General features: G+C 73.3%; 14 protein-coding genes. 7 read left to right on the plus strand and 7 right to left on the minus strand.

Annotation, left to right across the window (positions count from 1 at the left end; all coding sequences use genetic code 11):
• Positions 1-420 precede the first annotated feature (420 nt).
• Entirely contained in the window at positions 421-1,164 is a 744-nt protein-coding gene (locus tag J7F03_RS36330; RefSeq protein ID WP_214957163.1) for a class I SAM-dependent methyltransferase, read from the plus strand.
• Positions 1,165-1,189: 25 nt separating this feature from the next.
• Here the strand turns inward: J7F03_RS36330 and J7F03_RS36335 are convergent, their stop codons facing one another.
• The gene (locus tag J7F03_RS36335) at positions 1,190-1,525 is read right to left on the minus strand and encodes a helix-turn-helix domain-containing protein (protein WP_214957165.1); all 336 of its coding nucleotides are present in this window, start codon (positions 1,523-1,525) and stop codon (positions 1,190-1,192) included.
• 97 nt (positions 1,526-1,622) lie between these two features.
• Between J7F03_RS36335 and J7F03_RS36340 the strand changes: the two genes are divergently transcribed.
• Positions 1,623-2,510 carry an NAD(P)-dependent oxidoreductase gene (locus tag J7F03_RS36340; RefSeq protein ID WP_214957167.1) on the plus strand — a complete coding sequence of 296 codons (888 nt, stop codon included), beginning with the start codon at positions 1,623-1,625 and terminating at the stop codon, positions 2,508-2,510.
• On the opposite strand, the gene J7F03_RS36345 is transcribed toward J7F03_RS36340, so the two are convergent.
• From J7F03_RS36345 to J7F03_RS36355, 3 genes are all read right to left on the minus strand, one after another.
• Positions 2,496-3,329, minus strand: coding sequence for an EI24 domain-containing protein (locus J7F03_RS36345; protein ID WP_214957170.1), 834 nt, complete (start codon positions 3,327-3,329; stop codon positions 2,496-2,498). The genes J7F03_RS36340 and J7F03_RS36345 overlap by 15 nt on opposite strands.
• A 142-nt stretch (positions 3,330-3,471) precedes the next feature.
• Positions 3,472-3,894 (minus strand): organic hydroperoxide resistance protein, encoded by a 423-nt coding sequence (locus J7F03_RS36350; RefSeq protein ID WP_214957172.1) that lies wholly within the window; start codon positions 3,892-3,894, stop codon positions 3,472-3,474.
• A 65-nt stretch (positions 3,895-3,959) separates the two neighbouring features.
• Entirely contained in the window at positions 3,960-4,979 is a 1,020-nt protein-coding gene (locus J7F03_RS36355) for an NADP-dependent oxidoreductase (protein WP_214957174.1), read from the minus strand.
• A 98-nt stretch (positions 4,980-5,077) separates the two neighbouring features.
• Here J7F03_RS36355 and J7F03_RS36360 point away from each other — a divergent pair, with 98 nt between their 5' ends.
• On the plus strand, positions 5,078-5,500 hold the full coding sequence (locus tag J7F03_RS36360) for a MarR family winged helix-turn-helix transcriptional regulator (protein ID WP_214957177.1): 423 nt from the start codon (positions 5,078-5,080) through the stop codon (positions 5,498-5,500).
• Between the two features lie 9 nt (positions 5,501-5,509).
• On the opposite strand, the gene J7F03_RS36365 is transcribed toward J7F03_RS36360, so the two are convergent.
• Positions 5,510-6,235 (minus strand): hypothetical protein, encoded by a 726-nt coding sequence (locus J7F03_RS36365; RefSeq protein ID WP_214957178.1) that lies wholly within the window; start codon positions 6,233-6,235, stop codon positions 5,510-5,512.
• Between the two features lie 78 nt (positions 6,236-6,313).
• Between J7F03_RS36365 and J7F03_RS36370 the strand changes: the two genes are divergently transcribed.
• Positions 6,314-6,910, plus strand: a complete 597-nt coding sequence (locus J7F03_RS36370) for a hypothetical protein (RefSeq protein ID WP_214957180.1) — start codon at positions 6,314-6,316, stop codon at positions 6,908-6,910.
• 35 nt (positions 6,911-6,945) lie between these two features.
• On the opposite strand, the gene J7F03_RS36375 is transcribed toward J7F03_RS36370, so the two are convergent.
• Positions 6,946-7,674: a triacylglycerol lipase gene (locus J7F03_RS36375; protein ID WP_214957182.1), complete on the minus strand. Its 729-nt coding sequence runs from the start codon at positions 7,672-7,674 to the stop codon at positions 6,946-6,948.
• A gap of 242 nt (positions 7,675-7,916) precedes the next feature.
• On the opposite strand from J7F03_RS36375, the gene J7F03_RS36380 reads away from it, so the two are divergent.
• From J7F03_RS36380 to J7F03_RS36390, 3 genes are all read left to right on the plus strand, one after another.
• Positions 7,917-8,954: a rod shape-determining protein gene (locus J7F03_RS36380; RefSeq protein ID WP_214957184.1), complete on the plus strand. Its 1,038-nt coding sequence runs from the start codon at positions 7,917-7,919 to the stop codon at positions 8,952-8,954.
• Positions 8,951-10,528 carry a GAF domain-containing protein gene (locus tag J7F03_RS36385; RefSeq protein ID WP_214957186.1) on the plus strand — a complete coding sequence of 526 codons (1,578 nt, stop codon included), beginning with the start codon at positions 8,951-8,953 and terminating at the stop codon, positions 10,526-10,528. The genes J7F03_RS36380 and J7F03_RS36385 overlap by 4 nt, the downstream gene beginning before the upstream one ends.
• A 90-nt stretch (positions 10,529-10,618) precedes the next feature.
• Entirely contained in the window at positions 10,619-11,965 is a 1,347-nt protein-coding gene (locus J7F03_RS36390) for a carboxyl transferase domain-containing protein (protein WP_214957188.1), read from the plus strand.
• A gap of 39 nt (positions 11,966-12,004) precedes the next feature.
• Here J7F03_RS36390 and J7F03_RS36395 read toward each other — a convergent pair whose 3' ends face one another.
• Positions 12,005-13,276 (minus strand): MFS transporter, encoded by a 1,272-nt coding sequence (locus J7F03_RS36395; RefSeq protein ID WP_214957190.1) that lies wholly within the window; start codon positions 13,274-13,276, stop codon positions 12,005-12,007.
• Positions 13,277-13,348 lie beyond the last annotated feature (72 nt).

Genomic DNA, 13,348 nt, shown 5'->3' on the forward strand with positions numbered 1-13,348 from the left:
TCGGCGGTCCTCGGCCCTGCGGCCGGTCGTTTCTCAGCAAGCCACTGTCCGGCTCGGGCCCCGAACGACCAGTGCTCCGGACAAGGACGCGGACTCAAGGACGGTGTGGGACAGCTTTGACTCTTGCCGCCGCTCATACTATCGGGTGGCGCAGGAGGGTACGGGAGCCGCACACACCTGCCGCCCGCGGTGGGGCGACTGCGGAACTCCTCGCGAAACAGGGTCCGGCGCGGCCGTGAACGGCCCCGTGACGGCCCTCGGCGGGGCCCGTGGCGGCCGGCGCCCCCGCACGCGGAGGGGTCGGTCCGACCGGCCCGCCACACGGCCCCCAACGGCCCGTCACCCCCTCTCTACACCCCACCTGACCTGGGCTTTCACCCTTTCCGACGATAAGATCGGGCACACGGGAAAGGGGTTCGGATGGACCGGAACATACGCAGTGTCGACGATGTACTCGCCCTCATGGACGGCCTCTTCGCACCGGAGGCCGACCGCTGGACGACCGGCGGCTCCTCCTGGTGGGACGGCTTCTACGCGGACCGGGAGCGCCCGGTCCCCTTCTTCGCGGCGAAGCCCGACGAGAACCTCGTCTCCTACCTCGACCGCGGCCTGATCCCCCCGTCCGGCCGCGCCCTCGACCTGGGCTGCGGCCCCGGCCGCAACGCCCTGCACCTCGCCTCGCTGGGCTTCGAGGTGGACGCCGTGGACCTCTCCCCGACCGCCCTGGCCTGGGCCGAGGAGCGGGCCCGCGCGACCGGGGCGCCGATGTCGCGGATCCGCTTCCACCAGGGGGACGCCTTCGGCGCGGCCGGCTCCGGGCTCGAGGGCCCGTACGACCTGATCTACGACTCCGGCTGCTTCCACCACCTGCCGCCGCACCGCCGCGTCAGCTACCTGGCCCTGCTGGACCGGCTCCTGGAGCCCGGCGGCCGCTTCGCCCTCACCTGCTTCGCCTCGGGCGCGATGGGCTCCGAACTGCCCGACGCGGAGTTCTACGGCCGGGCCCGCCTCGAAGGCGGCCTCGCCTACACCCCGGAGTCGCTGCGGTGGGTCTTCGCCGACCTCACCGAGGTCGAGCTGCGCCGGATGAACGACGAGCCGCCCTCGTCCGCCGCCTTCGGCGAGGCGTTCCTGTGGACGGCCCTGTTCCGCCGCCCGGCCTGACCGGGGCCGGGGGCTTAGGCCTCGGCTAGGCCCCGTCGTCGAGCAGGTGCTTGGCTCCCCACGCGCCGAGGGCCGCCAGGGCCTCGTTCAGGTCCAGGCCCAGCGGGGTCAGGGAGTACTCGACGCGCGGCGGGACCTCCTCGTAGACCTCGCGGTGGACGATGCCGTCCGTCTCCAGCTCGCGCAGCTGGGCCGCGAGCACCTTCTCCGAGACCCCCGGGACCAGCCGGCGCAGTTCGCCGAAGCGGCGCGGGCGCTGCTCCAGCTCCCACAGGATCGACACCTTCCACTTGCCGTCGATCACGGACATCGCCGCGGCGATCCCGCAGTGATCCGCGCCCGGCCGCTGTGTCACCGCCATCACGCACCCCTCCCCACCTGGTCACTCACCTCGGGGTAACCACCCACTCCGAAGTGCGTACTTGAGCACCTGTCAGCCTGCCACCAGGCTAAACGGCATGACCGACAACCACACGAAGACCCCGCTCACCCTCCTCGGCCTCGGCTCCATGGGCACCGCCCTCGCCCGCACCTGGCTCGCCGCCGGGCACCCCCTCACCGTCTGGAACCGCACCCCCGCCAAGGCCGAGGCCCTCGCGGCCGAAGGCGCCGTCGTCGTCGCGAGCCCCGCCGAGGCGGTGGCCGCGAACGGCCTGGTCGTCCTGTGCCTGCTGGACGACGCCAGCGTCGGCTCGGCCCTGGAGGGCCTCGACCTGACCGGCAAGGACCTGGTCGACCTGACCACCGGCACGCCCGCCGACGGCCGCGCCCGGGCCGCGTGGGCCCAGGAGCGCGGGGCCCGGTTCCTGGACGGCGGGATCATGGCCACCCCGTCGATGATCGGCACCCCCGAAACCGGCGGGTACGTCTTCTACAGCGGCTCCCCCGCCCTCTTCGAGGCGCACCGCAGCGCGCTGGAGGTCCCGGCCGGCGCCCGTTTCGTCGGCTCCGACCCCGGGCACGCGGCCCTGCACGACGTGGCCCTGCTGAGCGCGATGACCGGACTCTTCGCCGGGATCTCGCACGCCTACGCGCTGATCGAGGGCGAGGGCGTCTCTCCGAAGGACCTGGCTCCGCTGCTGACGGAGTGGCTGGGGGCGATGGGCTTCTTCGCAGGCGCCGCCGCCGAGCGGCTGGTCTCGGGGGACTTCACCACGGGCGTCGAGTCGAACCTGGCCATGCAGGTCGCGGCGAGCGCCACGCTGCTGCGGACCGCCGAGGAGCAAGGGGTCAGCCCCGAGCTGATCAGCCCGTACCTGGACCTGATGCGGGAACGGCTGACGGCCGACCCCGAGGCCCACGGCAGCGAGGACACCACCGGGGCGATCACACTACTGAGGCGCTGATTCCCGCTCCTGGCCCCGGCCCTGCTCGTACTCGTGCTCCTGGCCCTCCTGGCCCTCCTGCTCCTCCTGGCCCTGCTCCTCGTCCGCGCCCACCAGGTCCCTGGCCATCAGCGTGGCCCCGGCCACCGCGCCCGGCATCAGGAACACCGCGACGAGCGGCACCAGGAAGGCCAGCACCAGCGGCACGCCGAAGCCGAGCGCCAGCGCCCGGCGCGAGCGCAGCAGCGCCAGCTGCTCGGGGAGCTCCACCCGGCGGCGCATCAGGGCGACGGAGGTGAGCTCCTGGGTCAGGAAGAAGCCGGAGACGCAGAATCCGAGGACCGGGACCACGGTCTGACCGAGCAGCGGAACGAAGCCGAGGCCGAAGAGCAGGATCCCGTAGAGCAGTACCCGTCCGAGGATCCGCAGGCTGTCCCGGGCGGAGATCCACAGCTCCTGCCAGAGCGTGAGCCCCGACTCGGGGACCTCGCCGCCCTCGCTGCGGTCGACCTGCTCCGAGAGGGACTCGTAGAACGGCTGGCCCACGAGCAGGGTCACGGCGGTGAAGGTGATCACCGCGAGGAAGAGCCCGAGGCAGAAGACCAGGGCGGTCAGGAAGCCGCGGAAGAGTCCGAGCCACGGCGAGGACCAGCCGTCGGCGAAGGGGGTCGCCCAGGCGGTCAGGTCGTCGGCGCCGTAGCCGAGCCCGATGAGGGCCCCGGCGTACAGGGCCAGGGCGACGAGCCCCGGCAGCAGGCCGAAGCCCAGCCACCGTCCGTGTCGCAGCACCCATCGCTGTCCGGCCAGCAGATAGCCGAATCCCCCCGCAAAATCACGCATGGGGCCAGTCTAGGACGGGCCCCGCGGACGCCGAAGGCCGCACCCCGGTGCCGGGGTGCGGCCTTCGGCGCTCACGCCGCGAAGAGTCGCGCGGTGCGGTCCGCGGTACGCGGGGCGGACCGCCGGAGCCGGGATCCGAAGATCAGACCGCGAGCTCGACCGTGATGTTGCCACGGGTCGCCTTGGAGTACGGGCAGACCTGGTGGGCCTTCTCGAGGAGGTCCTTGGCGGTGGCGGCGTCCACGTTCGGGATGGTGGCCGAGATCTTGACGATGATGCCGAAGCCGTCGTCGTTCTTGCCGATGCCGACCTCGGCGGTGACGGTGGAGCCGGAGATGTCGGCGTTCTCGTTGCGGGCGACGACGCCGAGCGCACCCTGGAAGCAGGCGCTGTAGCCGGCGGCGAACAGCTGCTCGGGGTTGGTGCCCTCGCCGCTGCCACCGAGCTCCTTCGGCGGGTTCACGACGACGTTGAGCTTGCCGTCGCTGGTGGCGACGCGACCGTCACGGCCGTTCTCGGCGGTGGCTACGGCGGTGTACGCGACGTCGGACTGCTGGATGGACATGTAAGGAAATCCTCCTGGTAATCGCCGCGACTCGCGCCCACGCGTCGTGGCGGTGTGGAGTGAGCCTAACGGGTGAAGGAAACGATCATCTTTCCGGTGTTCTCGCCGCGCAGCATTCCGAGGAACGCGTCGGTCGCCTTCTCCACGCCCTCGAAGACCGTTTCGTCGGCGACGAGCTGCCCGGAGCGCAGCCAGCCGGCCACGTCCTGGACGAACTGCTGCTGCAGTCCCGCGTGGTCGCCCACCAGCACGCCCTGCAGGCGCAGCCGCTTGCCGATGACGAGCGCGAGGTTGCGCGGACCGGGCGCCGGCTCGGTGTCGTTGTACTGGGCGATGGCCCCGCACAGGGTGGCGCGGCCGTGCACGTTCAGGGAGGAGATGGCGGCTTCGAGGTGGTCTCCGCCGACGTTGTCGAAGTAGACGTCGATGCCGCCGGGCGCGGCCTCGCGCAGCTGTCCGGCGACGGGGCCGTTCTTGTAGTTGAAGGCGGCGTCGAAGCCGTACTTCTCCGTGAGGAGCGTCACCTTTTCGTCGGAGCCGGCGGAGCCGATCACCTGGGAGGCGCCCTTGATCTTCGCGAACTGGCCGACGAGGCTGCCGACCGCTCCGGCGGCGCCGGAGACGAAGACGGAGTCGCCCTCCTTGAAGGAGGCCACCTCGAAGAGGCCGGCGTAGGCGGTCAGGCCCGGCATGCCGAGGACGCCGAGGTAGGCGGAGAGCGGGGCGAGGGAGGCGTCCACCGGGGTGGCGTGCTTGGCGTCCACGTCCGCGTACTCCCGCCAGCCCAGACCGTGCAGCACGTGGTCGCCGACCGCGAAGCGCTCGTCGGCCGAGGCCACGACCTCGCCGACCGCGCCGCCGTCCATGGGCTTGTCGAGCTGGAAGGGCGGGATGTACGACTTCACGTCGTTCATCCGGCCGCGCATGTAGGGGTCCACGGACATGTGGAGGTTGCGCACCAGGATCCGACCGGGGGCCGGGGGGGCGACGGGCACCTCGCGCAGGGCGAAGTCCTCGGCGACGGGCCAGCCCTGCGGGCGGCGGACGAGGTGCCACTCGCGGCTGACGGCAGGGATCTGGGACATGAGGGCGCTCCTGGATGAGGGGTAGAAATGCTTCACAACGTGAAACAACCATGCGCCTGGATATTTCATGTTGTCAAGTAAATGGGTACGCTGGATTCATGCCCAGTCGTCGCGTAGACCCCCTGACCGTCGAGGTCGTCGAGCTCATCGGCGACGTCGTGTCCCGCTACCACGAGGAGTACGAGCACGCGGCCGCCAGCCACCAGCTCACCGGGGCCCAGGCGCGCGTGCTGAACCTGCTCTCCCTGGAGCCGATGGCCATGCGCAAGATCGCGCAGAAGCTGAAGTGCGAGCCGTCGAACATCACCGGCATCGTCGACCGGCTGGAGACGCGCGGCCTCGTCGAGCGCCGCCCCGACCCGGCCGACCGCCGGGTCAAGCTGGCCGCGCCCACGGACGAGGGCCTGCAGACCGCGGACCGGCTGCGCGAGTCGCTGGACTTCGCGCGCGAGCCACTGGCCGGTCTCTCCACGGCCGAGCGGGCGGTCCTGCGCGATCTGCTCAAGCGCATGCTGGGCTGAGCCGGCGGCTCACTTGCAGCCGAAGATCCAGAACACGCACGTCTTGCTCGGCGTGGGCTGCGGCTCCGGGGACGGGGGCGTCCCGGGCGGCTGCACCGTGCCGGAGGTGCTCGGTGCGGGCTGCCCCGATGTCGTGGGATCCACGGTTCCCCCCGGTCCGGGAGTTCCCTGCCCCGGCCCCGCCTTGCCCGACGCGGAGGCCGACGGCGCCAGGCCCGGGCCCTGACTTCCCCCGGCAGTGGCCCCCGGCCCGGCCGTCTTCGTGGCACCGGCGGTGGCCTTCGCCGTCCCGGTGGCCTTTCCCGACGGCAGCGCCGACGGCGCGGCCGGAGTCCCCGTCAGGCCCGGGAGCGGAGCCGGCTGCTCGGGACCGGCGTCGTCGGTCAGCACCACGGTCTCCGCCCGGTCGGTGCGCTGCCCGTCGGTCGCCATCCGGGCCAGCCCGAGCGTGGTCCCGGCGGCGAGCAGGATCCCGAACCCGGCGGTGAGCGCGGTCTGGCGCCGCCGCCGGTGCGTGACGCGGCGGCGGGCGCCGGCCCGGCCCTGCCGGTCGCCGGACAGTACGACGAGCGAGTCGGCGTACACGTCGGCGAGCGCGGCCGGGTCGCTCCCGAAGGCGGAGGCGGCGGCCGGTCGTGGGGGCGCGGCCGGTATCAGATACTCGGCCGGGGTCCCGCATCCGGCGCACGCGAGCGCGCCGTTGAGGTGCCTGCGACAGGCGATGCAGTAGTCCATGGCGCCCGCAGGCTACGCGTTCACCTGCAACATCCGTATCGCGGGAACGTAAGGATTCTGTGTGGAATCGTGGAGTCCATGACAGGGACGCCAGGGTCACCGCCCCCCGCCGGGAAAACCTTCGGCCCGGCCGCCTTCCAACTGGTGCTGCTGCGCCGGATGGCGGACTTCCAGCCGGGCCTGGCCGAGGAGGCCCGCCTGCGGCTCGGCGCCTCGCTCGCGGAGCAGCGGGAGGCGAACAAGCGCTGGCAGGCCATGGTCCGGTCGCCGCGCTCCCGGGGCGCACTGGCCCGCTACCGCTCGGTGCTCGGCCCGCCGCAGGCCTCCGCGTCCCGCACGATCGGCGATCTCACCTGCGAGGCCCTGCTGTGGCCGGTGCCGCTCTGGCCCGATTTGCGCTTCGAAGTGCTCGCCGCGCCGGACGGGGCCGTCTGGAACGAGTGGCTGGTGCGGGCTCCGGGCGCGCAGGGCCCCGTAATCCGGTCGCCGCGGGACCTGCGGCCCTGGTCGGTGACGGTGGACGAGGTTGCGCGCGCCTTCGCGCCCGTGCGGCCGATGGAGGGGACCGCGCCGACGCGGTGGCGCCTGGCGTTCACCGCGTCGGGGCGGTCGTACGTCGCGGAGTTCACGTACGGCCTGCTCCAGGAGGTCTCCGCGACGGACGCGGAGGCCTGAGGGCTGTCCCGTGATCCGGGATCACGGGACGGCCCTCAGGAGCGCAGGAAGGCCCGTACGCCCGCCGAGGTGGGGTCGTCGCCGAGCAGGTCGTTGTGCTTGAGGCAGCCGACGGGGGTGTTCAGCGCGCCGGCGAGCGGGACGCTGTCGTCGGGGTTGACGACCTCGTCGCAGGCTGACCAGAAGGTCGCGTACTTCACCGCGCCCGGGGTCTCGTCGCCGGAGTTCAGGTTCTTCACGACGTAGGAGCCGGGGGTCATGTCACGGCAGGCCTGGTCCCACAGGGCGCAGGCCCAGGCGGTGGAGGTGCCCCGGTTGGGCCCGGCCAGGGAGACCCAGTGGTCGACGTAGGCGCCGCCGCCGAACTTCACGTACCAGCGGCTGACGAGCGAGCCGAAGGAGTGGCCGACGACGTCCACGCGGGCGGCGCCGGTGTCCCGGCGGACCTGGTCGACGTAGGTGGCGAGGCGGCCGGCGAGGACCTCGTTGACGGACTGGTGGGTGTCGTAGCCGAAGGAGAAGAGCTCGGAGTCGGCGTACCCGTCGGCGCGCAGGTCCGCGCGCAGGGAACCCCAGACGCCGGGATCGGCGTTGTAGCCGTGCACGAAGACGACCGGGGTGTGGACGGCCGCGGCCCTGTCGGAGGACTGCCCGGAAGCCCGACCTGAGACCTCGCCTGAGGCCTGGGCCGGGAGGGCGGGCGCGGCGAGCAGCGCCAGGCAGAGCGTCACGAGGGCGAGCAGTCTCTGGCGAGCCGTCAGCATCGGGTCCCCTTTACCTTGTTACGGGCGAGTAGCAGGTTCGGTGCGGGCATGCTCGCGCCTGTCGGGACAGAAATCCACCCCCGTGCAGCACCCTCCGGCGCCTCTCGTGACCCTCCCGTACCCGACGACACCCCCCACCCGGAGCATCAAATCGGGCAATACAGGTAATTCACCCGAGAAGATACGAAGTGTGACCGGCACCTGCCGGTCTTCTTGCGTCAGCGCTCTCGGGAGGATCTGCCGTGACCGTCAGTCTTGAGCAGTTGCGCCGCTGCCACGTCGCCGTCGACCTCGGAGCCGCCAGGACCCGCGTGTACGTCAAGGGCGCCGGTCTGGTGGTGGACGAACCCAGCGTCGCCGCGGTGAACACGCGGACCGGCGCCCTCATCGCCGTCGGCACCTTCGCCGAGCGGATGACCGGCCGCACGCCCGACTACATCCGGGTCGTCCGCCCCGTCTCCGGCGGCACCGTCGTGGACATCGAGATGGCCCAGCGCATGCTGCGCCACCTCCTCGGCGAGAAGCTGCGGCGCGCCCTGCGCCGCAAGCCCCGGCTCCGGGCAGCCGCCTGCACCCCCCACGACGCCGACCCGCTGGCCCAGCGGGCCGCCGTCGAAACCCTCGTCGGACTCGGCGCCCGCCGCGTCGAACTCGTCGACACCCTGATCGCGGCCGCCGTCGGCTGCGGACTGCCCGTGGAGCAGCCGACCGCCACGATGATCATGGTCTGCGGGGCCGCGGCCACCCAGGTCGCCGTCCTGTCCCTCGGCTCGATCGTCACCGCCGAGCGGATCCCGGTCGGCGGTGAGGCCATCGACCACGCCGTCGTCCAACACCTGCGCCACGCCCACGAGCTCATGCTGCCCAGCCAGGCGGTCCGGCCGCTCCAGCTCGCCCTGCACGGCAACGGCATCACCGCCGAAGGACCGGCCTCCACCCTCATCCACGGCCGCGACGTGGCCACCGGACTCGCCCGCTCCGTCCACGTGGACACCGCGGCCGTCCGGGACGCCATCCACACCCCGCTGACCGCCGTGCTCGACGGCATCGGCAAGGTCCTGCGCGACTGCCCGCCCGACCTGGTGGCGGACCTGACGGACCGGGGGATCATGATGGTGGGCGGCAGCGCCCTGCTGCCGGGCCTGGACCAGATGCTCCGCGACGCCACCGGAATGCCCGTGGCCATCGCGGAACGGCCCGACATCTGCGCGGTACTGGGCCTCGGCATGATGCTCGAAGGGAAGATCGCCCCCATGGTTTTGAACCCGCTGGCCGAATGACGCACGGCGCCCCGTCCCCCGATGACGGCGAGGACCGCCAACCCTCCAGCCTGCCCGTCCTGCTGGAGGCGGTCCTCAGCGTCGGCTCGGAACTGGAGCTGCAGACCACCCTCCAGCACATCGTGGACTCGGCGACGGAGCTGTGCGCGGCCCGGTACGGAGCGCTGGGGGTCGTGGACCCCGAGCGCGCCCGGCTGACCGAGCTGTTCACGGCCGGCCTGACCGAGGCCGAGCGGGCCGCGATCCCCCACCTGCCGGACGGCCGCCGCGGCCTGCTCGGCGCCCTCATCAACGACCCGCGGCCGCTCATGCTGGAGGACCTGGCCCAGGACCCCCGCTCGACCGGCTTCCCGCCCGGACATCCACCGATGCGCACCTTCCTCGGCGTCCCGATCCGGGTCCACACCGAGGTCTTCGGCAACCTCTACCTCACCGAGAAACGCGGCGGCGGACCCTTCACGGAGGAGGACCTCGCGCTGGTGCGCGTACTGGCCTCGCAGGCGGGCATAGCGATCGGCAACGCCCGGCTGTACGAGACCGCGCGCCGCCGGGAGCGCTGGATCGAGGGCGCCGCGGCGGTGACCACCACCCTGCTGGCGGGCCGGCCGGCGGCCGACGCGCTGATGTGCGTGGCCGAACGGGCCCGGCTGCTGGCGGACGCGGCGGCGGGGGTCGTCCTCCAGCCGACCCCGGAAGGCGGCATGGAGATCGTGGCCGCCTCCACGCACGCAGACCCCGGGGACCTGGTGGGTACCGTCATCGAGCCGGGCTCGGCGGTCCTGGAACAACTCCTGGGCGGCGAAGCGGTCTTCATAGAGGACTCGGCGACGGACCCCCGGATGACCACGCACGTGCGCGAGCGGTTCGGCCCCAGCATGATGCTGCCGCTGCAGAGCGGCGGCCAGCTGATCGGCACGCTCGCCCTGCCCCGCGCACGCGGCGGCCCCGCCTACGACGCGGTCGACCGGCTGCTGGCCTCGCAGTTCGCCTCCCAGGCCGCACTGGCCCTCGTACTGGCGGACGCGCAGCACGACCGCGAGCAGCTGGCCGTCTACGAGGACCGCGACCGCATCGCGCGGGACCTGCACGACCTGGTGGTGCAGCGGCTGTTCGCCACGGAGATGATGTTGGAGAGCACCCGGCGCCGCTCCGCCAACGCGCCCACCGGAGACACGGTCGGCGAGGAACTGAGCCGGGCGGTCGACGAGCTCGACTCCACCATCCAGGAGGTCCGCACGGCCATCTTCGCCCTCCAGCAGCCGCCGACGGACGCGCCGACCACCTTCCGCGGCCGGGTCCTGCGGGAGACCGGCGGGGCGGCGGTCCTGCTGGGCTTCCAGCCGTCGGTGCACTTCGCGGGCACGGTGGACGCGCTGCTGTCGGAGCCGGTGGCGGGCGACCTCCTCGCCGCGCTGCGCGGCGCGCTGGCCGCCGCGCACCGCCGCGCCGAGGTCGGCGCCATCGAGGTCGAGGTCGACGCCGTCCCCACGCGCGTGCGCCTCACCGTCTCCGACGACGGCCGCACGGAATCGGGTGCCCGGGGCACGACCCTGACCTGGGAAGCCCCGCTCTGAGGGCCGTCCCCGCCGGCGCCGTCGCGGGGGCCCCGCCCCCGGCAACCGAGCCGCAAGGAGCCTGCGAGCATCAAGGCCTAGGCTGGCCGTGTGACGAACCGCCCCTCGGCCCGCGCGGCCATCGCCTCCGTGACCGACTCCGGCAGCTTCGCCGAACTCCCGGCGCCCCCAAGGGAATCCAGCCCCGACGGCCCCCTCGGCTGGGCCGGCTACGACGACTCCCGCGCACGCGCCGCGCAGCGGACCGGCGAGGACGAGTCCGTCGTCGTCGGCTCCGCCCTCATCGGCGGCCGCCCCGCCGTCGTGATCGCCTTCGAGTTCGGCTTCCTCGGCGGTTCGCTGGGCGGGCGTACCGGCGACCGGCTCGAATCGGCCTACACCCACGCCCGCGACCTCCGCCTCCCCCTGGTCTCGCTCATCGCCACCGGCGGCTCCCGCATGCAGGAGGGCATGCTCGCGCTGACCCAACTCCAGCGCGTGGCCCGCCAGTCCGCCCTGACCCGCGCCGCCGGCCTGCCGCAGATCGCCGTCCTGCGCGATCCCACCACCGGCGGCGGCTGGGCCACCCTGGGAGCGGGGGCCGACGTGATCCTCGCGCTGCCCGGGGCGCAGGTCGGCTTCGCCGGGTCCCGGGTGCGGCCGGCGGACGCCGATCCGGCGGCCTACACCGCCGAGGGGCAGTACGCCGCCGGGCACGTCGACGCGGTCGTCCCCGCTCCGGAGCTGCCCGCCGCCCTCGCCGCCTGGCTCCGCGTCCTGGCCGCGCCCCGCTCCCCCGAGCCCGTCGCGCCCCCCGCCGCGCTGGCCGACGTAGCGCTTCCGGCCACCGGCTGGGACGCCGTCCGCCAGGCCCGGCATCCCGGCCGGCCGCGCGCCGAGCGGTACCTGGACGCGTACTTCGAGCTCCGGCTGCCCCTGTCCGGCGACCGCGCGGGGGGCACCGACCCCGGGATGCTGTGCGGTTTCGGGCTCCGGGAGGGCCGGGCCGTGGCCTACGCCGCCCAGTGCGGCACCGCCACCCGCCCGGCGGGCTACCGCACCGCGGCCCGCGTCATCCGGCTCGCGGACCGGCTCGGCGTACCCGTGCTCACCCTGGTGGACACCCCGGGCGCGGCCAACGACGCGGCCGCCGAGCACGCGGGCGCGGGCGCGGCCATCGCCGACGCCTTCGCGGCGCTCGCCTCGGCCGCGGTCCCCGTCACCACCCTCCTGATCGGCGAGGGCGGCTCGGGCGGCGCCCTCGCCCTGGCCGCGCCGGGCAACACCTGGGTCACCCCGGACAGCTACTTCTCGGTGATCGCCCCGGAACTGGCGGCGGCCATCCTCAAGCGCCCCCCGGAGTCGGCCCCGGCGACGGCGGACCAACTGCGCGTCCGCCCCCAGGACCTGGTCACCCTGGGCGTCGCCCGCGGCATCGTCTCCCCGGAGACGGCCTAGCTGTATCGACCCGCGGCGCCGGCTCCGGGGCGGCCCCGCTCAGGCCTGCGGAGTGCGCGCGTCGTAGCGGGCGAAGCCCCGCCACCGCAGGGCCAGCAGCACCAGCACGAGTACGCATCCGAGCCCGCCGCCCGTGATCGCGACGGTCGGGGAGGTGAGGTCGGCGGTGGTCCCGGCGACGAAGTCCCCGAGCCGGGGCCCGCCCGCGACGACCACGATGAAGACGCCCTGCAGGCGGCCCCGCATGTCGTCGGGGGTGGCCGCCTGGAGCATGGTGGTGCGGAACACCATCGAGATGGTGTCGGAGCAGCCGGCCAGGGCCAGGAAGAACAGCCCGAGCCAGAGGTTGCGGGTCAGCCCGAACACGGCGATGGCCAGCCCCCACGCGGCGACGGCGATCAGGATCGCCACCCCGTGCCGGCGGATCCGCCCCTGCCAGCCCGAGAACAGCCCGCCGAGCAGCGCGCCCACGGCGGGGGCGGCCACCAGCAGCCCGACCGTCTTGGCGTCGCCGCCGTACCAGAGCACGGCGACGGCCGGGAACAGCGCCTTCGGCTGGGCCAGCACCATGGCGGCCATGTCGGAGAAGAAGGTCATCCGGATGTTGGGCCGGGTCCCGAGGAAGCGCAGACCGTCGATGACGGAGGCCCTGCCCTTGCGGCCCTCCGCCCGGTCGGGCCTCATCGACGGCAGCCGCCACATCGCGTAGAGCGCGGCGCTGAAGGTGACGGCGTCGATCAGGTAGGCGGCCTGGTAGCCCCACCATCCGACGATGACGCCGCCCAGCATCGGACCGGCCGTCATGCCGAAGGTCATGGTCACGGAGTTCAGGGCGTTGGCGGCGGGCAGCTGCTCGGCGGGCAGCAGCCGCGGGATCATCGCCGACCGGGCGGGCCCGTTGAGCGCCCCGCACACCGACTGCAGGGCGACGACGCAGTACAGCAGCCAGACCCGGTGGTAGTCGAGGACCGCCGCGCCGGCCAGCGCGACGGACAGGACGGCCAGACCCAGCGAGCTGTAGAGCCCGAGCTTGCGGCGGTCGACGGTGTCGGCGATGGCACCGCCGTAGAGCCCGAAGGCGACGAGCGGGACGAGCGAGAAGAGCCCGACCAGCCCGACGGAGAAGCTGGAGCCGGTGATCTCGTAGACCTGGAGCGAGATCGCGAGCGCGGTCATCGCCTGGCCCAGCCAGGAAATGGTCCCGCCGACCCAGAGCCGGCGATAGTCCGGGGAGGATCTCAGCGGCGTGAGATCGGCGAATATGCGGCGTCTGGGACGGGCGGGCGGCTGGGGGACGGTCGTGCGAGTCACAACGGATACTAACCAGTCATCCCGAGGCCTGGCGGCCTCACCCCGGGGCCGGGAAAATGGGGCGGGTGCCCG

Origin of the sequence: Streptomyces sp. ISL-43, assembly GCF_018614195.1 — a bacterium.
GTDB lineage: Bacteria > Actinomycetota > Actinomycetes > Streptomycetales > Streptomycetaceae > Streptomyces.